This is a genomic window from Arenibacter arenosicollis (assembly GCF_014397245.1).
Lineage (GTDB): Bacteria > Bacteroidota > Bacteroidia > Flavobacteriales > Flavobacteriaceae > Arenibacter > Arenibacter arenosicollis.
In genome coordinates this window covers 1-26,918 of sequence record NZ_JACLHY010000001.1, presented here as the reverse complement: position 1 = coordinate 26,918, position 26,918 = coordinate 1, and the positions used below count along the sequence as shown (strand labels likewise).

The following is a 26,918-nucleotide window of genomic DNA, read 5'->3' as shown; positions in this document are numbered from 1 at the left end:
TTAAAACTAATTAGAAAAATGGCAGGAGGAAAAGCAACACCACGTCAGAAGATGATCAACCTAATGTACTTGATCTTCATCGCGATGCTGGCCTTAAATATGGGAAAAGAAGTTCTATCGGCTTTCGGTCTTATGAACGAAAAGTTAGAAGCTTCTAACATAAAAACCACGGAAAACAATACGGCTTTCCTAAGTGGTCTTGAAACTAAAGCATCGGAAAATGCTGAGAAATTTGGTCCTCTTTTGGAAGATGCCAAGAAAATAAAGGAATTGTCCCTGGAGTATTACCAGTACTTGGAAAACTTGAAAAAGGAGATGATGGTCGATGTTAAGGACCCAAAAGATTATCAAGTAATGGACAAGACAGATTATTTAGATCAACGTTTTTTCCAAGGAGACAAACTTGGAGCTGATGGACAAGAATTCTTGGATCGCTTGGTAAATTATCGCACACAAATTACTGCGGTTATGCCTAAAGAATTGGAGTCTGTAAAGTCTTCTGTAAAAAGTAGGTTCGAGACTGGTGATGAAAACGGTAAAGTTGAAAAAAGGGATGGTTCCAAACAAGATTGGTTGAACTACAACTTTGAAGGCTATCCTTTAGTAGCATCATTGACTAAAATCACTTCGCTTCAAGCGGATATAAAAGCTACCGAAGAAGATGCATTAAAAGCTATGCTTCAAGGTCAGTTGAGCAGTGAGGTTTCCATGACCAATTATACTACCTTATTGGAGCAAGAAAAATCTGCTTTTTATGCAGGTGAAAAGTTTGCCGGTAATATTGTATTGGGTCGTAAAGATGCCACAACAAAACCTAATGAAGTTAACTTGACCCTAGACGGAAGAAAGTTGAACGAAGGTACTGATTATGTGATCGAAGATGGTAAAGTTAGATTAACTGTTAGTGCAGGAAGCGCTGGAGATCATAAAATAGCGGGTAATTTAGTATTTATGCAGGATGGGGAGCGTACAGAAGTGCCGGTATCCTCAACATTTGCAACTATTACAAAGCCTAATGCTGCTGTGATTTCAGCCGATAAAATGAATGTGGTATACCGTGGGGTTTCCAACCCTATCACCATATCCATTCCTGGTATTCCTGATAACAATGTTTCTGCATCTGCCCCTGGACTTAGTAAGCAAAGTGGAAGTAAATATGCTATGAATCCTGGTACAGGAAGAACTGTTTCCATCACCGCCTCAGGTAAGTTGCCTGATGGTCAAATGATCAAAACTTCTTCTGAGTTCAGAATTAAGGATATTCCAAGACCTTCAGGTTCTGTAAGAGGAGAATCCGGAAGTGCTAAAATGGGAAAAAACAACCTAGAGATTTCTACTATAGGTGCGTTGTTGGAAGATTTTGATTTTGATCTTAACCTTGCGGTTAGCGGATTTAAATTTAAAGTTCCAGGACAGCCAACTGTAGATGTAAACGGTAACAAATTGGACGCTAGAGCTAAGTCTGCCCTTAAAAGAGCAAGCCGTGGAGATGCCGTTCAGATATTTGATATCGAAGCCTATATCACAAATAATAAAGGCTATAAGCTTAAAAAAGTATCTCCTGTTGTTGTGGAGATAACAAACTAGTAAAAATGTTGTGAAGGGACCATGGTAAATGTTTGCCATGGTTAATTCACCAGTCTGCTGATAACGGGACTGAAGATTAAAAACAATAAATTTAAACTGATGAATTTGAAAAATGTTTTATTAATTGGAGTAGTGGTTCTTTTACCATTGTCTATTTCCGCCCAGGCAAATATTTTAAATGCCAAATTACCGGAAGAGATAGGTAAGAAGACACAGGCGCAGATCGAGAAAGATAACGATGCTCCTTTGCCCTATGCTTATGTGGACGATAGGGATATACTCTGGTCCAAGACCGTTTGGGAAGTCATCGACTTGGATGAGCGTGTTAATTTTCCACTGTATTATCCTTTGGATACCATTGATATAGGTCCAGATAGAAGGTCCCTATACGATGTTTTGATAAAAAATATTAAAAATGGTAGACTGGAAGATGTTTACGTGGATTCCTATTTTACCGAGAAAAGAAAGTTCAGTGATTTGGCTGCTACTTTGCAGAAGGTGGATACTACAGACTATGGTTACGAGCAGTATAATGCAGGAGAACCAATTTCCCCTGAATATATTAATCGCAGGAACCTTACCGCTGCCGATTTGGAGGAGTACCTTGTTAAAGGAATCTGGTATTTCGACAAAAGACAGGGAGAGTTAAAATACCGATTGTTGGGTATTGCTCCCGTAGCTCCGGATGTTAACTTTATAGATGATGAGTCTATGGATTTGGCAGAAGCAAAAGTTCCGTTGTTCTGGGTATGGTACCCAAGTGCAAGACAAATATTACATGAGGCCAAAGTGTTTAACCAACGAAATTCTGCACAGCCTATTTCCTTTGATATGTTGTTGAATGCCAGAAGATTCAATGCAACTATCTATAAAGAGGATAACGTGCATGGGGATCGAGAGGTTAAAGATTATATAGCCGATAATGCCTTGTTCCAATTATTGGAATCCAAACGAATTAAAGAGGTTATCCGCGATAGAGAGCAAGATATGTGGGCATACTAGCCTTAATAAAATTCCAATTCACATATAAAGCAGAGCGCCACATCATATGATGTGGCGCTTTTCTTTTTGCACGATTTTACTGAAGTTTTAAAATTCCTTCTCTACTTTTACACAATGGTAGACTATTTAATTGTGGGCCTGGGCTTGGCCGGCATTTCCTTTTGTGAAGTATTGGAAACTAATAAGAAGTCGTTTAAAGTCATTACTGATAGTTCCCAAACCTCCTCCGTGGTGGCGGGCGGGTTGTACAATCCGGTTACCCTTAAAAGATTTACATTGGCCTGGAACGCCCATGAGCAATTAGATCTGGCGATTCCCTTTTATAAGGCATTGGAAAAAAAATTAAATATTCAATTGGATTATAAAATTCCTATCCTTAGGCGTTTTTCAAGTATAAATGAACAGAACCTTTGGTTTGAAGCTTCAGACAAGCCTAATTTAAGTCGTTTTATAACTCCAAAAATACTACCTAATGATAATCCGAACATTGATGCCCCTAATGGCTACGGGGAAGTGTTGCATACTGGTAGGATAGATACCTCCGTATTGGTATCCCATTATAAGCGATATCTTACAGAACAAAATTTAATACTTCAGGAATCTTTTGATTTCGAAGCCCTTAAGCTACATGATGGCTATATGGAATACCGTGGATTAAAAGTTAACAAGATAGTATTCGCCACGGGATTTGGTTTAAAAACCAATCCGTATTTCAATTATTTGCCACTCAACGGTACCAAAGGTGAATTGTTGACCATTAAGGCGCCAGCCTTAAAAGAAGAGCGGGTTATAAAATCTTCCGTATTCATTATTCCTTTAGGCAATGATCTGTATAGGGTGGGCGCTACCTATAAATGGAAGGATAAAACCAATACTCCAACCGAAGAATGCAAACAGGAACTTCTGCAAAAGTTGGACACCTTTTTAAAATGTAATTATGAGGTCATAGACCACGTAGCGGGAATAAGGCCGACGGTAAGTGATAGGAAGCCACTCGTAGGCAGACATCCTGAGCATAAAAATATGTTTTTACTTAACGGTTTGGGGTCCCGCGGGGTCATGATCGCCCCAACAGCTTCCAAGCAGCTTTTCAATTTCATAGAAAATAATGAGGCTTTGAAACCTGAAATGGACCTATCCCGTTTTACCAAAAAACATTTTAAGAATTAACCTTTGCGGCCTTGGGGTCGTATTTTACAAAGAAATTAATCCAGATATTTCGAGAAACGCGAATAATAAAGGGCATAAAGATTATCATTGTAGCAATTATGGCAATAAAAGAATTTATCAACGAAGCTTTGAACATTACAAACGCAATTATGAAGGTGGCCACTGCAAAAGCTACACCTACGCCATAACTAACATACATGGCGCCATAAAAAAAAGAGGGTTCTATTTTATATTTTGTGCCACAATGCGAACAACGTTCGTTCATTTTAAAGATATTTCCAATATGATATGAATTTTTATCCTCATACATACTCTCTTCGTGACATTTAGGACAAGTTCCTGTTAAAATACTGTAGAGTTTGTTTCCTTTTTTTAACATTTGCAAAAAGTTTCTACAAAAGTACATTTTGTAGATGTAATCAGTGTAACATTAGTCACCAAATATGCTTAATATCCATAACCTCTCCGTTTCCTTTGGAGGAGAATACTTATTTGAAGAAATATCTTTCCGTTTAAATTCAGGAGACCGGGTTGGTCTTATTGGGAAAAACGGGGCAGGTAAATCTACCCTGCTGAAAATTCTATCAAAGGATATGCCCATAGATTCGGGAACTATAGCCTCTGATAAAGATATTAAAATGGGGTTCCTACGGCAGGATATCGATTTTGAACTGGGAAGAACCGTGTTGGAAGAAGCCCATCAGGCATTCGAAGAGATAAAGGCTTTGGAGCTTAGGTTGGACGATATTAATCACCAGCTGGCGGAACGTACAGATTATGAAAGTGTGGAGTACAATCAATTGATTATTGATTTGAACGATGTAACCCACCATTATGAAATATTGGGCGGCTACAACTATCAGGGTGAAACCGAAAAAGTATTGTTGGGCCTTGGTTTTAAGCGTGAGGATTTTGATCGTAAAACAGAAACTTTTTCCGGAGGTTGGCGGATGAGGATAGAGTTGGCAAAGCTATTATTGCAGAGTAATGATGTGTTATTGTTGGATGAGCCTACAAACCACTTGGATATAGAATCCATTATTTGGTTGGAGAATTTTTTGAAAAATTATTCCGGGGGTGTAATGATTGTATCCCACGATAAAATGTTTTTGGACAATGTTACCAACCGAACCATTGAAATATCATTGGGAAGAATCTATGACTACAATAAGCCTTATTCCAAATACTTGGTGCTGAGGAACGAAATAAAGGAACAGCAGTTAAATGCCCAAAAAAATCAGGATAAAGAAATACAACAAGCCGAAAGGTTGATTGAAAAATTTAGGGCCAAGTCCACAAAGGCTTCCATGGCACAGTCCCTGATTAAGAAGCTCGATAAAATGGAGCGAATTGAGGTGGATGAGGATGATAATAGTGTAATGAATTTGAGATTTCAAATTTCGGTCACTCCAGGTAAGGTGGTAACCGAAATTGAAGGTTTGGGCAAAAGTTATGGTGATAACCACGTTTTACAAGGGATAGATCTTTTAATAGAAAGAGATTCCAAGACTGCATTTGTGGGGCAAAATGGACAGGGAAAATCTACTTTGGCCAAAATAATTGTGGGGGAATTGGATCATAAAGGGCATTTAAAACTGGGGCATAATGTTCAGATAGGATACTTTGCACAAAATCAGGCGGAATATTTGGATGGGGAAAAGACCATTTTAGATACAATGATAGACGCTGCCAATGAAAAGAACAGGAGTAAGGTAAGGGATATCCTGGGGTCTTTCCTCTTTAGGGGAGATGAGGTAGATAAATATGTAAAAGTACTTTCTGGTGGTGAGCGGAACAGATTGGCCCTTGCTAAAATGCTCCTACAGCCTTTTAATGTGTTGGTGATGGATGAACCTACAAACCACTTGGACATCAAATCTAAAAACGTGCTAAAACAGGCTCTTCAGAATTTTGATGGAACGTTAATTTTGGTGAGTCACGACAGGGATTTTTTACAAGGACTTACCAATAAGGTCTATGAATTTAAAGATGGTAAAATTAAAGAATATCTAGGGGATATCGATTTCTATTTGGAACAGCGCAAAGTCGAGGATTTTAGGGCAATAGAAAAGAAACAGACAGTAGTCCCAAAAAAAGAAAAATCCAAGGACAGACATGTCGATTTTGAAGATCAAAAAAAGATAAAATCCCTTAAGAACAGACTCAGCTCAACGGAGAGCGACATATCCAAGTTGGAAAAGGAAATAGCAAGTATTGACCATGATCTGCTTATGAATTATGATGCAACCATTGCAAAATCCAATTTTTTCGACACTTATCAGAAGAAAAAAAAGAACCTTGAAAATCTGATGAAAATTTGGGAAAATATTACCTTGGAGCTGGAAGAATTCTCTTTGTAGGAAAAATAATCTAAAGGGTTAAATTTCTTTCACCACAACTTTTGGCACTTTCACAACAAAAACAGGGCTTTCCTGTGTTTTTCATCGAATAGTTTTGTTCTTTGTCGAACAATAATCTTATTTTGTAGGGTAATTCTTAATCCTTAGGTGGAAAATATGAGAAAAAGCATATTCATGTTATTTATGGTTGTTGTTGGGCAATTTCTTTCTGGACAGGTTTCTGATCAGGAAAAAAATGCTCTAATAGACCTCTATAACACTGCCAATGGTGATACTTGGACCAAGAGTTGGGACCTTAAGGCCCCTGTTTCTTCTTGGGAGGGTGTAAAAATTGAGAACAACAAAGTGGTTTCTATTAATTTAATGAATAACAATCTTAGGGGGAGCTTACCTAATTCTATTGGCGATCTGTCTAATTTAAAGGTCTTGAACCTAGCCTTAAATAGGATTGGTGGGGATATTCCGGGAGGAATAACAAAATTGGAAAAATTGGTTGTGCTAAGGTTGGGCAAAAATAAAATTACTGGCGTAATTCCGGAAAACATTGGAAATTTGGAAAAGCTTGTGGTTTTGGACCTTTTTCACAACAGCCTTTCTGGAGAGTTACCTGTTAGTATGGGAGATATTAAAAAGCTAAAGGTAGTATTACTTTCCCATAACGAATTAATAGGTACTATTCCGTTAACATTTGGCAAATTAAAATATTTGGAGCGGTTAGAGTTGGCCGATAACAATTTTAGTGGTATTGTGCCAGAAAATCTGGATAAGCTTACCCACTTGAAAATGCTGGTTTTGGCAGAAAATAATTTTAGGGGAGATTTTCCAGAAGATATCCTAAACCTGCCTAATCTTGAATTGGTACAACTTCAAAATAACAAATTTGGTAAACATCATTTTAATAATGATGCCGCTAAAGATAGGTTGGCACTCTTTGATTTTGATGGTAATAAGATTAGAGATTTTGATATAAATAAATTAAATAGCGAAAAGGATATTAGAACCGCTGAAACGCGTTTTGAGGATGGAGTTAATTAAAAAAAATATGGTTATGTTACAACGAAAATTGCAAAATGCCGGATTTCTGGCGCTGCTTATATTTTGTATGGTATTTACTAGTATGGTCAATGCCATGGTTCCAAAAAGCGAGACAAATGTGCTGTTGGAGCTTTATAAAAATATGCAAGGTGAAAAATGGAATACTACATGGGATGTTAATGCCCCGGTTAACACATGGTATGGTGTAACCGTGCAAAATGGCCATGTGGTAGAAATTAACCTTTTTAGGAACAACCTAGTGGGAAGTCTTCCTGAAAGTTTAGGAGATTTAAAACACTTGGTACATCTAAACCTTGCCTTCAACACCATTAGTGGAGAGATACCCAAAAGCCTTGCTGGGCTTAGTAAATTAGAGGTTCTAAAATTGGAAATGAATAGATTGGAAGGCGAAATACCTTCTGAAATTGGAAATATGAAATCGCTGGTGAAGCTGTCGGCTTTTAATAATTTCCTGTCCGGGAAAATTCCCGAAAGTCTTGGAAACATTCAGACCTTAAAGGAACTTAATTTGTCTAGCAACAACCTAACGGGGCGCATACCAAATTCTTTGGGAGAACTTTCAAACTTGGAGAGTTTAGGACTTTTTGAGAATAAATTGTACGGTTCTATTCCTGGAGAATTAGGGAAATTGGGTCAATTGAAGGAATTGGTTCTGGCCAACAACGAACTTGGCGGGGAAATTCCAAAAGAGTTTGGACAATTGTCCAGTCTTCAGATTCTTCAAATTCAGAACAACAATATATTCTCCTTCGATAACATGGACAGTATGAATTCAAGTCAGTTCCTAGTTTTTGACTACGATAAGGTAGAAAAAGAAAACAAGTATAAAGATTTTGATGTCAATAAGACAAGAATGGCGGATACGAAGTTTGAGGACGAAATGGAAGAATAGTAAATGCTTAAAAATAAGTTGGTTTGGTTAAAGGGAATACAATTTGTATTCCCTTTTTTTTTGGAATAATGTTGTTTTGGAACTTTAAGATACATTTAACAAAAGTCCCTTAAACTTATAGATAGTTTTGTAATCAAACCAACTTACAGCCCTTTTATGAATTCTAGAAAAATTGTTTTATCTATTGTTGGGGTCCTCCTCATAATAGGCTCCATTTTTGGTGCAAAATATATTATCAACAGTAAGTATACTCCAAAACCACGACCGCAAAAGGTGGTAAAAACGGTTATTGTTGAAACTGTCAAAAATGGTAATGTACCCATTGTTGTTCCGGCAAACGGAAATCTTGTGGCCAAAAGAAGAGTGGAGCTCTATGCAGAGGTTCAGGGGGTGTTTAAACCTGGTAATAAATTATTTAAACCTGGGCAGGAATATAGAGCTGGAGAAATATTGATTCAAATTGATGCTGCAGAATATTATGCCAATGTCCAATCTTCAAAAAGTAATTTATACAATTTAATAACTTCCATAATGCCCGACCTTCGGTTGGACTATCCGGAGGTATTTAATAAGTGGCAAACATATCTGGCCAATTTTGATATAAATAAAAGTGTCCCCATTCTTCCTGAAATGTCCACCGAAAAGGAGAAATATTTTATTTCGGGCCGAGGTATTTTGACCAATTACTATTCTACCAAGAATTTGGAGCAACGTTTGGCCAAATATACTATTGCGGCACCTTTTAATGGAGTTCTCACAGAGGCCTTGGTCACAGAGGGGACCCTGGTTCGTTCTGGTCAAAAATTAGGAGAATTTATCAATACCAGCGATTATGAACTTGAAGTAGCCATAAGTAAAACCTATAGCGATTTGCTCAAGGTGGGTGAAGTGGTGGAGTTAAAAAGCATTGACAAGTCTAAAACTTACAAAGGAAAAGTTGCTAGAATCAATGGACGGGTAGATTTAACTTCCCAAACCATAACGGCATTTATAGAAGTCAAGGATCCGGACCTTAGGGAAGGGATGTACTTAGAGGCCAATCTTACCGCAAGGGAAGAAGTTGATGCTATTGAGGTAAACAGAAGTTTGTTGTTGGAGAACGACCAAATTTTTGTTGTTAGAGACTCCATATTGGATTTGATACCAGTTAATCCTGTCTATTTTTCGAATAGTAAGGTAGTGCTCAAAGATGTACCGGATGGACTTACAATTTTATCCAAACCGGTAATGGGAGCCTATTCCGGAATGTTGGTAAAAGTATTTAAAGACCAAGAAACCAACAATCAAGACTAATGAGGAATATTATAGCCTATTTTATTAAGTATCACGTAGCCGTAAATGTAATAATTGTGGCTTTCCTTATTTTTGGTATCGTTGGGGCACTATCATTAAAATCTTCATATTTTCCACTAACGGACTCTAAAAACATTACTATAAATGTTACCTATCCAGGTGCTTCTCCCCAAGAAGTGGAAGAGGGCATTGTCCTTAAGATAGAAGATAATTTAAAAGGATTGGAAGGGGTAGACAGGGTTACTTCCACTTCTAGGGAAAACAGTGGTATTATAAATGTCGAAATCGAAAAGGGCAGGGATATAGATTTTATGCTCCTGGAAGTTAAAAATGCGGTAGATAGGGTACCTTCATTTCCAACAGGCATGGAGCCATTGGTGGTATCAAAACTGGAGACTGTAAGGCAGACTATTAGTTTTGCTATTAGTGGTGAAAATATTAGTTTGTCGGCCCTAAAACAGATTGGCAGGCAGGTTGAGAATGATATTAGGGCCATGGAGGGTATTTCCCAAATCAATATTACCGGGTACCCAGCGGAGGAAATAGAAATTGCCGTGAACGAAAATAGCCTTCTGGCCTATAATGTTTCGTTTGACGAAGTGGCTCAGGCTGTATCCAACGCAAATATTTTGGTTACTGGGGGTAATATTAAGACCGATGCAGAAGAATTTCTTATTAGGGCCAACAATAGGTCTTATTATGGTAGTGAGTTGTCCAATTTGGTCGTAAGGGCGAATTCGTCAGGAAAAACGGTGCGTTTAAAAGATGTGGCCGAAATTCGGGACCGGTTTTCAGAAACTCCCAACACCACTTTTTTTAATGGGAATCTGGCTGTTAATATTTCTATCACCAGTACCAATACGGAGGATCTTTTAACCTCATCGGAAATGGTCAAGGCCTATATTGAAGAATACAACCAGAAACATAACAATGTAAAATTAAGTGTTGTAAGCGATCAATCGGTTACGTTGAACCAACGGACTCAACTTTTGACGGAGAATGCTATAATGGGAATGATCCTGGTCCTTATTTTCCTTTCCCTTTTTCTTAATACACGTTTGGCATTTTGGGTGGCATTCGGATTGCCGGTAGCTTTTTTGGGAATGTTCGTTTTTGCCGGATTTTTTGATGTAACCATCAATGTTTTGTCGCTTTTTGGGATGATTATCGTTATCGGAATCCTGGTGGATGATGGTATTGTAATCGCCGAAAATATTTATCAGAACTATGAAAAAGGCAAACCCCCAATTCAGGCAGCGGTTGACGGTGTTATGGAGGTGTTGCCTCCGATAATCTCAGCTATCATTACCACGATTTTGGCTTTTTCTATTTTCCTGTTCTTGGATAGTAGGATCGGTGAATTTTTTGGGGAGGTCTCCGTTATTGTTATTCTTACCCTGGTGGTTTCCTTGGTAGAGGCCCTTATTATATTACCGGCTCACTTGGCCCATTCAAAGGCCCTTCAGCCCTTGGACAATAAGCCCAAAAAAGGATTGGCAAAGATTTTTGCGAAATTAAGGGTGATTAACGAGTGGGGCGATAGTTTTATGGTCTGGATGCGGGATAAGCTATATGGTCCCTTATTGCGATTTTCCCTGCGTTATAAATTGTTGATGTTTTCCATATTTGTAATGTTGTTGTTTTTGAGCTTCGGCTCCATTGGTGGAGGTATCATCAGAACAGCTTTTTTTCCTAGGGTGGCGAGTGATAGGGTGTCCGTAGATTTGCTAATGCCCAATGGGACGAATGAAAGGGTAACCGATTCTATTATCAGCTTGATAGAGGAAAAGGCAAAAATTGTTGACCAAGAGCTTACCGAGAAATATTTAAAGGGTACGGGCAAACAACTGTTTGAAAACATGATAAGGAAAGTGGGGCCGGGGTCTTCTACGGCTTCCTTGGATATTAATCTCCTACCTGGGGAAGAAAGGCCGGACGCAATACGATCGGATTTGATTACCAATAGGTTACAGGAATTGGTAGGTCCGGTAATTGGGGTGGAAAGCCTTATTTATGGTTCAGGGGGTAATTTTGGAGGTAGCCCTGTTTCTGTCTCCCTTCTGGGAAATAATATAGCAGAATTAAAAGCGGCAAAAAAAGAGCTAAAGGCTATATTGGAAAATAATGCCCTTTTAAAAGATGTTGCTGATAATGATCCTGCAGGAATAAAAGAAATTCGTTTAGAATTGAAGGAGAACGCCTATTTAATGGGGTTGGACTTAAGAAGCGTTATGAATCAGGTACGAGCTGGTTTTTTTGGAGCTCAGGCTCAGCGATTTCAGCGTGGACAGGATGAAATACGTGTGTGGGTCAGATATGACCGTGCCAACCGTTCTTCTATCAATGATCTTGACGATATGAGGATTACCACTCCCAGCGGAAGTAAGGTGCCTTTAAAGGAAATTGCTACCTATGTCATTGAGCGGGGGGATGTAGCCATTAACCATTTGGAAGGGCAGCGGGAGATTCAGGTTTCGGCAGATATAAAGGATGACAAGACCACGAGTGCCACAGATATAATGAATGATATAAGGACGGTAATAATGCCGGATATCCATTCTAAATACCCTACGGTTACGGCATCGTACGAGGGGCAGAACAGGGAAACCGCTAAACTGTTTGGTTCTTTAAAATTTGTGGGTCTTACGGTTTTGATGTTGATCTACATTACCATTGCATTTACCTTCCGTAGTTTTAGTCAGCCCCTAATGTTAATTATTTTAGTGCCTTTCAGTATTACTGCTGTAGCATGGGGCCATTGGATTCATGATTTTCCTATTAACGTTTTATCCATGTTGGGAATAATAGCCCTTATTGGAATAATGGTTAACGACGGTTTAGTGCTTATTGGGAAATTTAATGGCAATCTTAGGGAAGGAATGAAATTTGACGACGCTATTTATGAGGCTGGCAAATCAAGGTTTAGGGCCATATTTTTAACTTCCATTACTACTATTGCAGGTTTGGCGCCATTGTTATTGGAAAAAAGCCGTCAGGCCCAATTCCTTAAGCCTATGGCTATATCCATTGCATACGGAATTGGCTATGCAACGGTGCTGACTTTGTTGATGTTGCCACTGTTCCTAGCATTTAGCAATAAAATGAAGGTAGGTTCCAAATGGTTGCTCACAGGCAAAAAAGTGACCAAAGAGGAGGTGGAAAGGGCTATAAAGGAACAAGTGGAAGAAAGTCATATGCAAAATTTTGAAAAACATGAGCAGAATGGTCAATCTCCTGAAATTACAACATCCTTAGAAGATGAAATTGTAATATCTAACGAATTGGAAGACAACAAATAATGGGATATAGATATTTAATTACAGCCTTACTAATCGGTATTTGTGGGGGTTTAAGTGCACAAGAGAAATTATTGTCCAAGGATGTGGCAGTGTCACTGGCCTTGGAAAACAATTTTGGCATTAAGGTAGCCAAGAATCAGTTGGCCATTGCCGACAATAACGCAGGAATCTTGAACTCCGGTTATTTGCCGAGACTTACTGGGACGGCCGGAGCCACCTATAACGATTTTAATAGTACTACAGAGTACCCTGGACAATTTGAAACCAATGGTGATCCTAGACAGGATTTGGAAATTAAAAATGCAGAGTCCCAATTGTATAATGCAGGACTTAGTTTAAACTATACCCTCTTCGATGGTATGGGCAGACTCTATAATTTTAAACGTTTAAAAGAACAGTATCAGTTGACAGAGCTGCAAGCTAGGGAAACAATAGAGAATACCGTTCTGCAGTTGTTTAGTGTGTATTACGAAATTGCTAGGTTGACCGAAAATGAGAATGTGTTGCGGCAAGCGCTGGAAATTTCCAAGGACAGGATTAAAAGGACTGAATATTCTTTTGAATATGGACAAAATACAAAACTGGATATCCTTAATGCTCAGGTAGATGTAACCAACGACAGCATAAGTTTAATGAACGTTCAACAGAACTTGGCCAATACCAAGCGGGATTTAAATGTAGTGCTCAATCAAAATCTTAATGAAACCTTTGTGGTGGATACCTTAGTGAGTTTTATTCCGAAATTACAGTTGGAGGATTATATTGCCCAATCTAAAGAAAACAATGTGGCCATACTTCAGACCGAGCGGAATTTGGCTATAAACGAGTACGATGTTAAAGTGAATAGATCGGGTTATTTGCCAACCTTAGGTTTAACTGGTGCCTATGGGTGGAATTTAAACCAAAGCGCAGCAACTTCATTTCTCCCTGGCCAGATTATACCTGGGAGCAATAGGAATAGTTTAAATTTAGCATTGGGGGCCAATCTTACCTGGAATTTATTTGACGGTGGCGGAACTACCGTGAGGGTAAAAAATGCCAGAATTGCCTATGAAAATCAAGAGCTATTCAAAGAACAGGTAACCCTTGAGGTAGACCGGGATATTTTAAATGCCCTGGGAATCTATGAAAATAGGTTGCAGATATTTAAAATTCAGGAACAGAATGTGGTTACCAATCAGAATAATTTTGAACGTTCCAAAGAGCAATTTCAATTGGGGAGAATAACATCTATAGAATTTAGGCAGGCCCAAATAAACCTGCTAAATGCACAGACCAATAAGAATTTGGCCAAATACGATGCCAAGTTGGCGGAATTACAGCTCTTACAATTAACAGGGCAGTTGTTGTCGGTAGAATTCTAGAGGTATTATATCTCTTGTCCAATGGAGTGAAAGTTAGCTTTTTACAACTATATTGTTATGTATTTAAACTCTTGATCCATGTGCGAACATTTCTTTCAATGTCCTTATTGTTGGGAAGAAATATCTATGTTATTGGACCCTTCCATAACGAAACAGACTTATGTGGAAGATTGTGAAGTTTGTTGTAATCCAATATCGGTTTCTCCCGTTTTTAATGATGGTGAACTTATAGGGTTTGAAGCAATGGATATTGGCCAATAAGAATCAACTACGTTTTAATGAAAAACAGCCTAAAATAATTTCTTTTAGGCTGTTTTTTAGTTTAGAGGGGTGTTAGGCTAAATTTATTTTTTGAAATCCCCGGCATTTATCACTGTCCAATTTTTATAAGGTTTAATATATTTTAGGATGGCCTTGTTTACGTCGTTTACGGTCAAATTTTTAACCTTTTCTTCCAATGATTTTTGGAAGTCCATGGTACGGTCATAATATATGTTATTGTTTATTAGGCCAGCTAGTTCAGCATCTTTGGCTCTGGAAACATTTTCCTCTTGAATCCAACCGTTTACGGCATTCTTCAATTCTTCCTCAGTAATACCATCCTTAATAAAACGATCCAATTCTTCCATAAATCCCTGTTGTACCTTGCTATAGTTCTCAGGTGCATAAATGGCATAGATATACATGGCCGAATTTTGGTCATCAGCATTGAAATCTGCTTGGAATCCAGCACCTGCGCCATAACTAACACCATCCTTCTGTCTCAACCTATCGGCAATCCTTGAATTTAGAAAACCACCACCCAATATGGTAGCCGCCATATTCAATGCAGCATAATCCTCATCGTCCTGACTAATCTTAATATTCAGGTTTCCAAGGGTCATAGCATTTTTTTTGTCCGGGGTAAGAATGTCCTCATTCACATCTCGAGAATCATTAAAGGGGTCTTTAAGTCGCTCGTAGGCCTTTTTGCTCTTGTAGTTGGCATATTCTTTTTCCATATAGGTTTTTAGTTGCATGGGTTGCATATCCCCTATGCTTACCAGAATAGACTTGCCCAGGCCGTAGAAATCTTTATGAAACTTCTTTATGTCTTCAATGTTTGTTGCTTTAATGGCCGCTTCTTCCTCTTCCACGGACATGGAGTACAAAGGGTGGCCTTTAGGAAAAGTGTTATTTATTTCCGATAACCTTTTGGAAGCCAAAAATTGGGGTTCTGTCTTATTACTTTCCAGATATGCCAAGGACTCGGTTTTTAATTTCTCCAATTCCGCTGCCTCAAAGGATGGGGTTTTTAGCATTTCGGTCATTAAGGCCAATGTGGCCATGAGGTTTTCTTCGGTGGAAACTACATTGGCATAAACATTACCGTTACTGGCCCTAAAAGATATCGAAGATTTTAATTTGCTTAATTCGTCCTCTATCTGTTGTCTTGTTTTGGTGAGGGTACCCTTGTTAAGCATACTTGCAGTAAAGGACGGAACAACACCTTTGTTGGACAAGGATTCTGCGTTTCCATTTCTGGTACTAAAACTAACCCTTACGGTTTTGCCCCGGTTGCCTTTTTTGATAATTCCATATTCAATACCGTTGGAAAGTTTGCCCTTATCCAATCTAGATTGAATGGCATCATAGGAAACATCGAAGGCTTCACCCGTCCCCATATCTTCTTTTCCTTTGTATTCGACTACCAGGGCATCTAGATTTTGTGTATGTTCTATCTCAACTCTTTCGGGGTTCTTGTTAGGATTAAATCTGCCAACTGTTCTATTGGTGTTGATCAAGTATTTTTTGGCCACCTCATTTACCTTTTCCAGGTCAGTGTTTTCAATTCTATCACGTTGTATAAATGCTAAGCGCCAATCGCCTGCACCGATGAATTCACTCATATATGTCCCTAGATAGGACGAATTTCTAAAAATTTGATCTGTTTGTTTTAAAAGATTGGCTTTGGCGCGATCTAATTCATCCTGGGTTATTGGAGTAGTTTTTATAGCGTCCAAAGTTTCTTTAAGTATTTTTTCAACTTCGTCCGCATTCTTATCGGATGGCACATCTACATTTATATATAAAAAACCTGGCTCTTTGGTGAAAGGCGAAAAAGACCATATGGAAGAAGCCTTGTTGGTTTCGATCAGAGCCTTGTAGAGTCTGCCCGAGGGTTCATCCGCTAGGGCATTTTCTATTAAGGATATAGCGGCATAATCCTCATGGGAGCCTGCTGGGGTGTGGTACATGGCAGCAACGATCTGCAAATCGCCAACACGGTTGAGATGCACGGTCTTTTCCCCATCCTGTGCAGGCTCTTCGGTATAGGAATCCCGTAATGGAGTAGAGGGTTTCTCAATTTTACCAAACTTCTTTTCTATCAGGGCTAATGTTTTGCTTTCGTCGAATTTGCCTGTGACCATTAGAATGGCATTGTCCGGACGATAGAATTTTTTATAAAAGGCCTTAAGATTATCAATGGGAACACGTTCAATGTCGGACCTGTTTCCAATGGTACTATTGCCGTAGTTATGCCATAGGTAACCAGCATTGATCACCTTTTGCATAAGAACCCTTGAGGGATCGTTTTCCCCACTTTCAAATTCATTGCGAACTACACTGAATTCCGAATCCAGATCTTTTTTGGCAATATAGGAATTCACCATTCGATCGGCTTCCAAATCCAAAGCCCAATCCAGGTTTTCATCGGTTGCATTGAAGGTTTCAAAATAGTTGGTTCTATCGAACCAAGTTGTGCCATTTGGTCTGGCTCCATGTGAGCTTAACTCTTTAGGGATGTCCGGATGGTTGGGTGTGCCTTTAAAAACCATGTGCTCCAATAAATGGGCCATTCCTTTTTCTCCGTAACCTTCATGTCTGGATCCTACCAGATAGGTGATGTTAACGGTTATGGTCTGGGAAGAATTGTCAGGGAACAGAAGTACTTTAAGTCCGTTATCCATTCTATATTCGGTTATTCCCTCTACAGATGCAACTTTCTTTATTTGCCCATAGGATATGCTGCTAATAATTAATCCGATCCAAATAAGCGATAAGATTTTTGTTTTCATGGTAGTGTAATTTTATGTTGTTCAATAATACAAAAATTACAGGGTGTTTTAGGAGTTGAAACCTTAGAAATTTTGAGTTTTGTTGTTATAAATAAGACTTTGGGATGGCTCTTTTAAAAAATAGTAATATTTTTATGCGATCAACCAAAACTGATTTTATCAATGCTTAGAATTATCTCCAGAGTATTTAATTTTCTCTTAATTACCTTATTGTTAATTTCCTTGGGATCCTGTAAATCAGGAAAGTCGGTTACGGCTGGGCCCGATAAAAAAACACATACTGCAGAAGTATTTACAGAAAATATTCCGGCTACGGATATTTCATTTGAAATGGTGCTGATTCCCGAAGGAAAATTTACGATGGGAAGTCCAGAGAACCAGGTCAATAGAAAGGCCGACGAAGGCCCTATGAAGGATGTTGAATTGGACGCCTTTTATATGGGCAAATATGAACTTGGCTGGGAGGTTTTTGAGTTGTTCTTTAAACAAAACAAAGAATTGTTCCAGACTTTGGACGCCGATAAGTTAAATAATATAGATGCCATTACGAGGCCTAGTCCTCCTTATGAGGATCCGTCCTATGGTATGGGAAAGGATGGGTATCCGGCAATAAGTATGTCCGCTTATTCCGCTTTAGTATTCTGTAAGTGGTTAAGTACCGTTACTGGCAGGTTTTATAGATTGCCAACAGAAGCGGAATGGGAATATGCCGCCAAGGCAGGAACCAATACCGCATATTCTTTCGGTGATGATGTAACAAAATTGGACGAATATGCTGTTTATTATAAAAACTCCAATAATCAGTATGCCAAGGTCGGTAGTAAATTGCCCAATCCTTGGGGACTTTATGATATGCACGGGAATGTCTCCGAGTGGACATTGGATGAGTATAAGGAAAATGCCTTTGCCATTACCGAATCCAAGAACCCTTGGGTAAAACCAACGGTAATTCATCCCCGAGTGATAAAAGGTGGGTCATGGGATGATGACGCAAAGACACTGAGGTCTTCAGCAAGAATCGCCTCCAGCTTAAAATTGCAAAAGAGGGATCCACAGATTCCAAAAAGCTTTTGGTGGAACACCGATTCCAACTTTATTGGATTTAGATTGGTGAGTCCAAAAGTGCAACCTTCAAAAGAGGAACAAAAACAGTTTTGGCAGACCGTATTGGATGAGTAGGTAGAGCCTAATAAAAACACTTACTAATTAGAATAACAAATATAACAGATGAAAAATAGACTGTCCTTTATAGCAATTTTATTCCTCGTTTTTGTGGGCTATTCACAAGAAACATACACCTTGGCCAAGGAAAGTGTCCTAAAAATTAATGGTAGTTCCACAATTCATGATTGGACAGTAACAGCCAATTCAATGAAGGGGTCTATGAAAATGGATGCAGGGGTACTTAAAAATTTGCTGTTTCAAGTAGAGGTGGAGCAAATAAAAAGTGAACGTGGTGCGGCTATGGACAAGAAAATGCATGCCGCTCTAAAGAAGGAAGAGCATCCGGAGGTAACTTTTAAATTTCAAGAAATAAAGAAGGACACTGGCTCGGAAAATTCTTTTCATATTATGGGCTTGCTCAATATTGCTGGAACTGAAAAAGAAGTGGATATTACATCTGAATTCCAAGAAGTAGGTGGGAAGTATGTTTTTAAGGGCAACAAGGAAATAAAGTTGCAAGATTTTAATATGGAACCGCCAACGGCAATGTTTGGCCAGATTATAGTAGGTGATAATGTCACTATCGATTTTGATCTGGTTTTTACCAAGGGATAGGGCCGCCTTAGATTGCTTTGACTGATTTTGTAGGACGGTAGGGTGAAATATTAATAATTGCTGGCTAGCGTTATTTCTTTAACTGTTCCTCCCGGAAACTTCCTGGAGTTTTCCCAGTATGATTCTTAAATATTCTTGTAAAATAGGACGGATTCTCCAATCCTACCCTTTCTGCAATTTGCTTCAGGGAATTATTTGTTGAAAGTAGGAGTAACTGTGCCCTTTCAATACGTTTGGATTGAATGTATTTATTGGGACGCATACCAAAATTTTCATTGAAAACCCTAGAAAAATAATCGGTGTTTAAATGACAAAACTCGGCCAAATGTTTCACCGTTAATGGTTCGTGCAGATTTTCGTGAATGTGGTTTAAGACCATGCCAAATTCCTTTTTTACATTACTTTTTGGGGATTGCGAATGGGCATCCTTAATAAATCTGGAAAGAAGAATCTTCAAAATACCATGGGTTTCCATATATGCGGAAAGCCCTAATTCTTCGTTCTTCTTTTTAAAATCCATCAACGTGGGCCTATTGTCATACACTTTTGGATTGTTGTTTGTCAACTGCCGATTGGGATTTAACTCCAAAAGACGCTTAAAGTAATACAGATCCATGGGGTTGGCCTTTGACTCGTAAATAAAGCTGCTAAAATTAAAAATGGAATAACCATTTTTTATCTCCTCCAAACAGCTGATATAATATTGCTCGTGGTAGTCATCGCATTTATACCTGCCAAAGGTATAACTGGGAATAAGGTATATATGTCCCGACTTCAATTCTATGGCTTCATTACTGTGATAAACCATGGCACTTCCCGTAGTGATGTAATAAAGTCGGAGAAACGGACTAATGACATCATCATAGTCCCATAGAGGGTCCAATTTTGCATACCCTACGTTTAATAAGTCCAATTTTAAAGATTGAAGTATTTTAGACATAATTAATTTTTTGTCGGATTTGGAGTAATGTTTATAATTTAATTATTCATTATAAATATAGATTCAAGGTACTAATTTAGTGTAAAAGTTAGGAAATATTATCTATCTATAAAATGACAATGTCGGAAATGTACAATACTTAAACTGATTTGGACGGGAATTATGAATCCTTAAATTTTATCTTTGAAAAAGTGCTAAATAGTATGATGGTATATGGCAATTATTAAGAATATTTTAGTTTATGCTTGGTTTTTATTGGTTTTATCTTGTGGAGGTCCCGAATTACCGGAATTGGTATCTCTGGAATATGATAAATTACCAAAGCAGATCGATTTTAATCTGCATGTAAAACCTATTCTTTCTGATAAATGCTTCATATGTCATGGTCCGGACAAGGCAAAAATAAAGGCTGATCTTCAGTTGCATACCCCTAAAAAAGCCTTTAAGGAATTAAAGGAGTCACCAGGCAAGTTTGCATTAAAGCCTGGGAATCTAAATAAGAGTGAGGTGTTTCACAGAATTATCTCGGAAGACCCTAACTATGTGATGCCGGAACCGGATTCCCACCTTTCCCTGTCCAATCATGAGAAGGCAGTTTTGATCAAATGGATAGAACAAGGTGCCGAATACAAGGATCATTGGGCCTTTATTAAACCAAAGGCATACGATGTACCAAAAGTTAAGGGCAAGGACATGGTACAAAACCCTATTGATAATTTTGTACTGGCCCGCTTGGAGCAGGATAAACTGCAATTCTCCCCCAAAGCGGACAAGGAATTATTGTTGAGAAGATTGTATCTGGATTTAACTGGATTACCACCAACTTTGGAGGATATGGATGCTTTTATGAAGGACTCCTCCCCCGAAGCCTACGAAAAGGTGGTGGATAAATTGTTGGACTCTCCCCACTACGGCGAACAAATGGCCTTGGATTGGATGGATTTGGCCCGTTTTGCCGATACCCACGGTTATAGTGTTGATCGTTATCGGGACATGTCGCCTTGGCGGGATTGGGTGATAGATGCCTTTAATAAAAATATGTCCTATGAGCAGTTTTTAACATGGCAACTGGCGGGAGATCTTATTGAAAATCCTACTCGGGAATCAACCTTGGCCACAGCTTTTAACCGTATTCATCCGCAAAACATGGAGGGCGGTATTGTAAGTGAAGAGTTTTTGGTGGAATATGCTGTGGATAGGGCAAGTACAGTAGGACAGGCCTTTATGGGGCTTACTGTGGCCTGCGCTAGGTGTCATGATCATAAATATGATCCCATATCACATAAGAACTTTTATGAACTCACCAGTTTTTTTAACAATGTAAACGAGTCGGGACAAATTTCTTGGAATGATGCTACACCTGTACCCACCTTGATGTTGACTACCGAAGAGGAGGAAAAGGTGCTTTCCTATATGCATAAACTTGTTCAGGAGACGGAAGGGGAGATTAAAAAAGTAGAGCAAAAGGAGGTAGCTGCAAATTTTGATAAATGGTTATCCGAAAAACAATATAAATCCATTGAATCGAAAGTCCCTTCGAACGGATTGACGGCCTACTTCGATCTCAATGATAAGAATTTACAAAATACCATCGACCCAAATCAAAAGGGAACTATGAAGCGGGAGGGCACCGAAGGGCAAAAAATACATCTTTCGGACGGAAAACAAGGCAAAGGTGTTCTGTTGGATGGAGATACGTGGTTGGATTTAAAAAAGGCCGGTGTTTTTGGGCGTAATGATGCTTTCAGTATAAGTCTATGGGCCAATATACCCTCGAATATTGAGAATGGGAATATATTTCATAAGGGCGATGGTGCTATTTTGTACAATTGGCGAGGTTATCATCTTAAGATTGTGGACAATAAGCTGGAACTGATGATGGCACATACCGCCCCGAACAATGCCATTATAGAAATTGCTAAAGAAGCATTTCCTAGGGATCAATGGGTTCATTTTGCCATTACCTATGATGGGTCTAGTAAAGCAGACGGTTACAAACTATTTGTTAATGGCAAGGAGATGGAGACCTTGGTGAAAACCGATAATTTATACAAGGATATTCTTTTTAGAAACAATAATGAGCCGGGTCTACAATTGGGCGCCAGATTAAGGGGAAAAGGAATAAAAGGTGCCGTGGTCGATGAGATACGGGTTTATAAAAGGGATTTGTCTGCCCTTGAGGTAATGCAACTCGCAGATAGTCCTCAATTTAATGATCTGATAAAAAGAGAGGTAGGTGGTTTTGCGTCCGGTGATATAAAATTATTACAAGAATACTATTTGAAGTTGGTCTCCAAGGCAACCAAATTGCAAGAGCGTAAATTGGCCGAATTGCGCAAGAGTTATGTGGATAGTGTGGAAAAAATAAAGGAGGTAATGGTCATGGAGGAGACCCCTGAACCTGTACCGTCCTATATATTAGATCGAGGAGTTTATAACGCCAAGGGCGAAGAAGTGTTCCCGAATACTCCAGAAGCTATATTGCCTATGCCTGAAGACTATCCAAAAAACCGATTGGGATTTGCCAAATGGTTATTTCATAAGGACCATCCTTTGACCGCCCGAGTGGCAGTGAACAGGTTTTGGCAGCATTATTTTGGCAATGGCTTGGTGAAGACTTCTGAAGATTTTGGGAATCAGGGTGAAATGCCGAGTCACCCTCAATTGTTGGATTGGCTGGCTCTGGAGTTTAGGGATTCGGGATGGGATGTTAAGGCATTGCAGAAATTAATAGTTATGTCTCAAACCTATCAACAATCATCATTGGTGAGTGAAGAATTGATGGAAATGGACATTGAAAATAGACTTTTGGCAAGAGGGCCTTCAAAAAGATTATCAGGAGAGATGTTGCGCGATAATGCCTTGGCCAGTTCAGGATTGCTAAACAAAACCATAGGAGGGGAAAGTGTAAGTCCTTATCAACCAGAAGGATTATGGAGGGTGAACAACGCTACTTATAAGGAGGATACGGGCGATAAACTTTATAGAAGAAGTATGTATACCATCTGGAAGCGTTCGGTGCCACATCCTACCCTGGCTACTTTTGATGCTCCTGCACGTGATGTGTGTACTATTAGACGACAGGAAACCAATACCCCATTACAGGCTTTGGTATTGCTAAACGATCCCACTTATATTGAAGCTTCCAGGGTTTTGGGCAAACGCATGAGCGATACCGAAGATATAAAATTGGCAATTTCCAATGTTTTTAGACAGCTGACTGGGCGAAGAATCAAGGGAAATGAGCTGCAATTATTAGTGGAACTTCAGGAGAATGAATACAAAAAATTCTCGGCCAACATGGATAAAGCCAAAGGATGGCTTAATACGGGTGAATTTAAATTGCATAGTGGGGATGATAGAGCCTTGGTGGCTGCAAATGCAGTTGTGGCCAATGCCATTATGAATGCAGACCCATGTATCACTAAAAGGTAATGTTTTGGGAAAACTAGAATTAAAAAGGAAACTATGTGCGATCATCATGATAAATTAAGATCTAACAACAGAGATCTTCAAAGTTTGGAAAGCCAATTGGACCGTAGGGAGTTTTTTAAAAAAACTTCCCTTGGGATTGGTGCCATTGCGCTTGGTTCTTTATTGAATACAGAAAAGGTTTGGAGTGCTGTTGATCCTTACGCCGGTCAACAGAATTCCGTAAATGCCTTCGCTAAAAATAAATTGGGATTACCACATCATTTGCCCAAGGCAAAGCGCATTGTGTACCTCTTTCAGAGCGGTGGTCCTTCACAATTGGATTTGTTCGATTATAAGCCCAAACTCAAGGATATGTTCGGTCAGGATTTACCTGATTCAATAAGAGCGGGTCAACGTCTTACGGGGATGAGTGCGGATCAAACCGCCTTCCCAATTGCAGCATCAACCCTAAATTTTAAACAATATGGTGAATCCCGGGCATGGGTCAGTGATGCTATGCCTTATTTGTCGGAGATAGTAGATGATCTGTGTTTTATAAAGGGGATGCATACCGATGCCATTAATCACGATCCTGCTATTACCTTTTTTCAAACTGGGAGCCAACTACCGGGTAGACCGTCCATAGGATCTTGGATCAGTTACGGGCTGGGGTCCGATAATAATAATTTACCGACTTTTATTTCCTTAGTCTCTAAAAACGGTTCGGGGCAACCCTTGTATTCCCGTTTGTGGGGCAATGGTTTCTTACCTACAGAGCATCAAGGGGTACAGTTCCGTTCCGGAAAAGACCCGGTACTTTATTTGGGAGACCCGGAGAATTATGACGGTAATGATCGTAGACAGATGCTGGACTATTTAAAAAAATTGAATGGAATAGCCTATGATGCCTATGGGGATCCAGAAATAAATGCACGGATAGCACAATATGAAATGGCCTATAGGATGCAGACTTCAGTACCCGAGGTTACCGATACCTCTGACGAACCAGATTATATTTTTGACATGTACGGGCCAGATAGTCGAAATCCTGGAACTTATGCGGCAAATTGTTTAATGGCCCGTAAACTATTGGAAAAGGATGTGAAATTTGTGCAATTATATCATCAGGGATGGGATCAACACGGCAATTGCCCAGGGGGTGTAAAACATCAGAGCAAGAATACAGATCAGGGGACGGCCGCATTGATCAAAGATCTTAAACAGCGAGGAATGCTGGAAGATACCTTGGTGGTTTGGGGCGGAGAATTTGGACGTACGGTCTATTCCCAGGGACAGTTAACGGACACCAACTACGGAAGGGATCACCACCCTAAGGCTTTTACCATGTTCATGGCAGGGGCAGGGGTGAAACCTGGATTTTCCTATGGTGAAACAGATGATTTTGGTTACAATATTATCAAGGATCCAGTACATACCCATGATTTTCAGGCTACTTTATTGCATCTTTTTGGGATTGACCATGAAAGATTGACCTATAAACATCAGGGTAGGCGTTTTAGACTTACCGATGTACATGGAGATGTAGTGAAAGACATTCTTAGTTAATTTAAAAAGATTAAATATGTTACAATTGGTTTTAAAAGTTAGGAATGGATAGTAGTGTGCCCGATTTTGTATTGTTTCTAGGTCGATTTCATCCACTAGTGGTGCATTTGCCTATTGGTTTTTTGTTCTTTGCGTTTATTTTGGAATTATACGGGCGTTGGATTAAAAACCCTGCGTTGTCCATGGCAATTACTTTGGCCTTGTTCGGCGGCGCTATAAGTGCCTTGGCGGCCAGTATACTGGGATATATGCTTTCCTTGAGTGGAGATTATGACCAGAGCATGTTGGATACCCATTTTTGGTTTGGAATAGCGACAACCTTAATCACTTTTTTTGCTTGGGCCATACGTTCCGGCAGGCTTAATATAGAAAAATTAAACGGTCTAAAATCCAATATGGCTGCCCTGACCTTAGTAGTGGTTTTGGTGAGTGTTACCGGTCATTATGGAGGTAATTTAACCCATGGAAGCGATTATTTGGTAAAATACGCCCCATTCGGGAGAACGGAAAAGGTAGTACTGCCACCTATTGCCAAATTGGAGGAAGCTGCTGTTTATGATTATTTAGTAAACCCTATCCTTGAAGCCAAGTGTGCCAGTTGCCATAATTCGAGTAAGAAAAAGGGCGGGCTCTCCTTTCAGGATACCATGGCCATAAAAAAGGGAGGTAAAAACGGAGAAGTCTTTATAGCCGGGAATGTAGCCAAGTCCGAAATGATAAGGCGGGTTAAGTTGAATCCACATGATGAGGATTATATGCCACCGGAAGGAAAGACTCCTCTTACCGATGAAGAGAAATCTATTTTGACCTTTTGGATAGATAGGGGCAATGCCGATTTCAGGGTGAAGCTGGCCAATTTGGAAACCCCTGAGGACATAACAAGTATAGCTTCCACTATGTTGGGACTTGAAGATGCCACAGGTAAGAGTGGAATACCCTTGCCAAAAGTGCAAGCTGTAAGTGCGGAGGTGCTAAAGGATATAGAGAGCACAGGATTTAAGATACGGGAATTAATATTTGAATCCGGTTTGTATGAGATTGTTCTTCCCCCACAATCAATTACATCCAAGAATGGTAGCGAATTGGATATGAAGCTGGAAAGTCTTCTGCCTATTAAGGATAATATTATGTGGCTTTCCTTAAAGAACAACAAAGTCCAGGATAAGCATTTAAAAACCATCAGTAAATTTGTAAACCTTCAAAAACTGGAGATTGAAAAAAATCCTATTACCGATACTGGCATTGGTGAAATATTGGCTAATCAGAGCCTTACGGGACTCAATTTATATCAAACTAAAATAACGGCAATGAGCTTGGAGAACTTTGCCAAAATGAAGAGATTAAAGCGCGTGTATGCCTGGGGAACGGCCATAACCCAGGAGGAGGTAGATCGATTTGCGGTAAATGGAAATAGTCCTGCAATAATATTAGGAATGTGAAATTGGAGTTGGTCAGGAATAGGCAATGGAATATTAGAGGTTTGGTAAAGGAAACTGTATGGACTTTATCTCTTTAAAATTAAACAAATGAAAATTTAGTTCCCTAATGAAACAAAAAGTTGGCATAGTATTTATTTTATTGGGCTTGGTGGCTTTATTGTTTGCCTTTAAATCGGGATTTTTCAAATCTTCCCGAGATGGGTACGCCGATCAGAAGCTGCCAGAGGTCGTGGACTATAATTTCCATATAAAGCCTATACTTTCTGATAATTGCTATACCTGTCACGGCCCTGATGCCAATAAGCGAAAAGCGGGCCTGCGGCTAGATCTGGAGAAAGCCGCACTTTCCGAATTACCGGAGAATCCCGGGAAATATGCCATTGTGGCCGGAAAGCCTGGCCATAGTCTTTTGTACCAGCACGTGGTTTCCGATGACCCCAAGCAGTTGATGCCCCCGCCGGATTCGCAATTGGCACTGAATTCCTATGAAAAGAAACTGTTGAAAAAATGGATAGAACAGGGTGCCAAGTTCGAAAAACATTGGGCCTTTATCCCGCCCAAGAAAGCGGAGCTGCCAAAAACGGAACTGGCAGATTGGACCCAAAATGAGATCGATGCCTTTGTCTTGGAAAAGATGGAGGAGAACAATCTAACGCCCTCCCAAAAAGCGGAAGAGCACACATTGATCAGACGGATGA

19 protein-coding genes are annotated in these 26,918 nt (G+C 39.4%); 16 read left to right on the top strand and 3 right to left on the bottom strand.

The window, feature by feature from the left end; translation table 11 throughout:
• Positions 1-18: 18 nt before the first annotated feature.
• The 3 genes from porM (at position 19) to H4O18_RS00085 (ending at position 3,759) form a co-directional block, all read left to right on the top strand.
• On the top strand, positions 19-1,587 hold the full coding sequence (porM, locus tag H4O18_RS00095) for a type IX secretion system motor protein PorM/GldM (RefSeq protein WP_187581074.1): 1,569 nt from the start codon (positions 19-21) through the stop codon (positions 1,585-1,587).
• Between the two features lie 99 nt (positions 1,588-1,686).
• Entirely contained in the window at positions 1,687-2,589 is a 903-nt protein-coding gene (gene porN, locus H4O18_RS00090; protein ID WP_187581073.1) for a type IX secretion system ring subunit PorN/GldN, read from the top strand.
• 114 nt (positions 2,590-2,703) lie between these two features.
• Positions 2,704-3,759 carry an NAD(P)/FAD-dependent oxidoreductase gene (locus H4O18_RS00085; RefSeq protein WP_187581072.1) on the top strand — a complete coding sequence of 352 codons (1,056 nt, stop codon included), beginning with the start codon at positions 2,704-2,706 and terminating at the stop codon, positions 3,757-3,759.
• Here the strand turns inward: H4O18_RS00085 and H4O18_RS00080 are convergent.
• Positions 3,749-4,138: a DUF983 domain-containing protein gene (locus H4O18_RS00080; RefSeq protein WP_187581071.1), complete on the bottom strand. Its 390-nt coding sequence runs from the start codon at positions 4,136-4,138 to the stop codon at positions 3,749-3,751. The two genes, H4O18_RS00085 and H4O18_RS00080, sit on opposite strands and share 11 nt — an antisense overlap.
• A 64-nt stretch (positions 4,139-4,202) precedes the next feature.
• On the opposite strand from H4O18_RS00080, the gene H4O18_RS00075 reads away from it, so the two are divergent.
• The 7 genes from H4O18_RS00075 to H4O18_RS00045 all read left to right on the top strand — a co-directional run bounded on the left by H4O18_RS00075 (position 4,203) and on the right by H4O18_RS00045 (position 14,284).
• Complete coding sequence (locus H4O18_RS00075) at positions 4,203-6,119, top strand: ABC-F family ATP-binding cassette domain-containing protein (RefSeq protein ID WP_187581070.1); 1,917 nt, start codon at positions 4,203-4,205, stop codon at positions 6,117-6,119.
• A gap of 156 nt (positions 6,120-6,275) precedes the next feature.
• Positions 6,276-7,154, top strand: coding sequence for a leucine-rich repeat domain-containing protein (locus tag H4O18_RS00070; RefSeq protein WP_187581069.1), 879 nt, complete (start codon positions 6,276-6,278; stop codon positions 7,152-7,154).
• A 13-nt stretch (positions 7,155-7,167) separates the two neighbouring features.
• Positions 7,168-8,067 carry a leucine-rich repeat domain-containing protein gene (locus H4O18_RS00065; protein ID WP_246473881.1) on the top strand — a complete coding sequence of 300 codons (900 nt, stop codon included), beginning with the start codon at positions 7,168-7,170 and terminating at the stop codon, positions 8,065-8,067.
• Positions 8,068-8,223: 156 nt separating this feature from the next.
• Positions 8,224-9,360: an efflux RND transporter periplasmic adaptor subunit gene (locus H4O18_RS00060; protein WP_187581068.1), complete on the top strand. Its 1,137-nt coding sequence runs from the start codon at positions 8,224-8,226 to the stop codon at positions 9,358-9,360.
• Positions 9,360-12,659 (top strand): efflux RND transporter permease subunit, encoded by a 3,300-nt coding sequence (locus tag H4O18_RS00055; protein ID WP_187581067.1) that lies wholly within the window; start codon positions 9,360-9,362, stop codon positions 12,657-12,659. The genes H4O18_RS00060 and H4O18_RS00055 overlap by 1 nt, the downstream gene beginning before the upstream one ends.
• The gene (locus H4O18_RS00050) at positions 12,659-14,023 is read left to right on the top strand and encodes a TolC family protein (protein ID WP_187581066.1); all 1,365 of its coding nucleotides are present in this window, start codon (positions 12,659-12,661) and stop codon (positions 14,021-14,023) included. Before H4O18_RS00055 ends, H4O18_RS00050 begins: the two co-directional genes overlap by 1 nt.
• Before the next feature lie 78 nt (positions 14,024-14,101).
• Positions 14,102-14,284, top strand: coding sequence for a CPXCG motif-containing cysteine-rich protein (locus H4O18_RS00045; protein ID WP_187581065.1), 183 nt, complete (start codon positions 14,102-14,104; stop codon positions 14,282-14,284).
• A gap of 83 nt (positions 14,285-14,367) precedes the next feature.
• Here the strand turns inward: H4O18_RS00045 and H4O18_RS00040 are convergent, their stop codons facing one another.
• Entirely contained in the window at positions 14,368-17,082 is a 2,715-nt protein-coding gene (locus tag H4O18_RS00040) for a M16 family metallopeptidase (RefSeq protein ID WP_187581064.1), read from the bottom strand.
• A gap of 162 nt (positions 17,083-17,244) precedes the next feature.
• Between H4O18_RS00040 and H4O18_RS00035 the strand changes: the two genes are divergently transcribed.
• Both H4O18_RS00035 and H4O18_RS00030 read left to right on the top strand, forming a co-directional pair.
• Positions 17,245-18,261 carry a formylglycine-generating enzyme family protein gene (locus H4O18_RS00035; RefSeq protein ID WP_187581063.1) on the top strand — a complete coding sequence of 339 codons (1,017 nt, stop codon included), beginning with the start codon at positions 17,245-17,247 and terminating at the stop codon, positions 18,259-18,261.
• A gap of 48 nt (positions 18,262-18,309) precedes the next feature.
• Positions 18,310-18,861: a YceI family protein gene (locus H4O18_RS00030; protein WP_187581062.1), complete on the top strand. Its 552-nt coding sequence runs from the start codon at positions 18,310-18,312 to the stop codon at positions 18,859-18,861.
• Between the two features lie 70 nt (positions 18,862-18,931).
• On the opposite strand, the gene H4O18_RS00025 is transcribed toward H4O18_RS00030, so the two are convergent.
• Positions 18,932-19,801: a helix-turn-helix domain-containing protein gene (locus H4O18_RS00025; RefSeq protein ID WP_187581061.1), complete on the bottom strand. Its 870-nt coding sequence runs from the start codon at positions 19,799-19,801 to the stop codon at positions 18,932-18,934.
• 213 nt (positions 19,802-20,014) lie between these two features.
• On the opposite strand from H4O18_RS00025, the gene H4O18_RS00020 reads away from it, so the two are divergent.
• The 4 genes from H4O18_RS00020 to H4O18_RS00005 all read left to right on the top strand — a co-directional run.
• A complete protein-coding gene (locus H4O18_RS00020; RefSeq protein WP_187581060.1) occupies positions 20,015-23,236 on the top strand; it encodes a DUF1553 domain-containing protein in 3,222 nt (1,073 codons plus the stop codon).
• Between the two features lie 33 nt (positions 23,237-23,269).
• Positions 23,270-24,781: a DUF1501 domain-containing protein gene (locus tag H4O18_RS00015; RefSeq protein ID WP_187581059.1), complete on the top strand. Its 1,512-nt coding sequence runs from the start codon at positions 23,270-23,272 to the stop codon at positions 24,779-24,781.
• A gap of 44 nt (positions 24,782-24,825) precedes the next feature.
• Complete coding sequence (locus tag H4O18_RS00010; protein WP_187581058.1) at positions 24,826-26,220, top strand: DUF2231 domain-containing protein; 1,395 nt, start codon at positions 24,826-24,828, stop codon at positions 26,218-26,220.
• A 106-nt stretch (positions 26,221-26,326) separates the two neighbouring features.
• Positions 26,327-26,918, top strand: a 592-nt coding sequence (locus H4O18_RS00005) for a c-type cytochrome domain-containing protein (protein WP_343065391.1), incomplete at its 3' end; no start/stop codon positions are given.

Coding starts and splice junctions, on each gene's coding strand:
- H4O18_RS00065 (WP_246473881.1), top strand. CDS start 7,168: ATGTTACAACGAAAATTGCAAAATGCCGGATTTCTGGCGCTGCTTATA.
- H4O18_RS00070 (WP_187581069.1), top strand. CDS start 6,276: ATGAGAAAAAGCATATTCATGTTATTTATGGTTGTTGTTGGGCAATTT.
- H4O18_RS00080 (WP_187581071.1), bottom strand. CDS start 4,138: ATGTTAAAAAAAGGAAACAAACTCTACAGTATTTTAACAGGAACTTGT.
- H4O18_RS00020 (WP_187581060.1), top strand. CDS start 20,015: ATGGCAATTATTAAGAATATTTTAGTTTATGCTTGGTTTTTATTGGTT.
- H4O18_RS00060 (WP_187581068.1), top strand. CDS start 8,224: ATGAATTCTAGAAAAATTGTTTTATCTATTGTTGGGGTCCTCCTCATA.
- H4O18_RS00055 (WP_187581067.1), top strand. CDS start 9,360: ATGAGGAATATTATAGCCTATTTTATTAAGTATCACGTAGCCGTAAAT.
- H4O18_RS00010 (WP_187581058.1), top strand. CDS start 24,826: ATGGATAGTAGTGTGCCCGATTTTGTATTGTTTCTAGGTCGATTTCAT.
- H4O18_RS00045 (WP_187581065.1), top strand. CDS start 14,102: ATGTGCGAACATTTCTTTCAATGTCCTTATTGTTGGGAAGAAATATCT.
- H4O18_RS00035 (WP_187581063.1), top strand. CDS start 17,245: ATGCTTAGAATTATCTCCAGAGTATTTAATTTTCTCTTAATTACCTTA.
- H4O18_RS00015 (WP_187581059.1), top strand. CDS start 23,270: ATGTGCGATCATCATGATAAATTAAGATCTAACAACAGAGATCTTCAA.
- H4O18_RS00025 (WP_187581061.1), bottom strand. CDS start 19,801: ATGTCTAAAATACTTCAATCTTTAAAATTGGACTTATTAAACGTAGGG.
- H4O18_RS00030 (WP_187581062.1), top strand. CDS start 18,310: ATGAAAAATAGACTGTCCTTTATAGCAATTTTATTCCTCGTTTTTGTG.
- porM (WP_187581074.1), top strand. CDS start 19: ATGGCAGGAGGAAAAGCAACACCACGTCAGAAGATGATCAACCTAATG.
- H4O18_RS00075 (WP_187581070.1), top strand. CDS start 4,203: ATGCTTAATATCCATAACCTCTCCGTTTCCTTTGGAGGAGAATACTTA.
- H4O18_RS00040 (WP_187581064.1), bottom strand. CDS start 17,082: ATGAAAACAAAAATCTTATCGCTTATTTGGATCGGATTAATTATTAGC.
- porN (WP_187581073.1), top strand. CDS start 1,687: ATGAATTTGAAAAATGTTTTATTAATTGGAGTAGTGGTTCTTTTACCA.
- H4O18_RS00085 (WP_187581072.1), top strand. CDS start 2,704: ATGGTAGACTATTTAATTGTGGGCCTGGGCTTGGCCGGCATTTCCTTT.
- H4O18_RS00050 (WP_187581066.1), top strand. CDS start 12,659: ATGGGATATAGATATTTAATTACAGCCTTACTAATCGGTATTTGTGGG.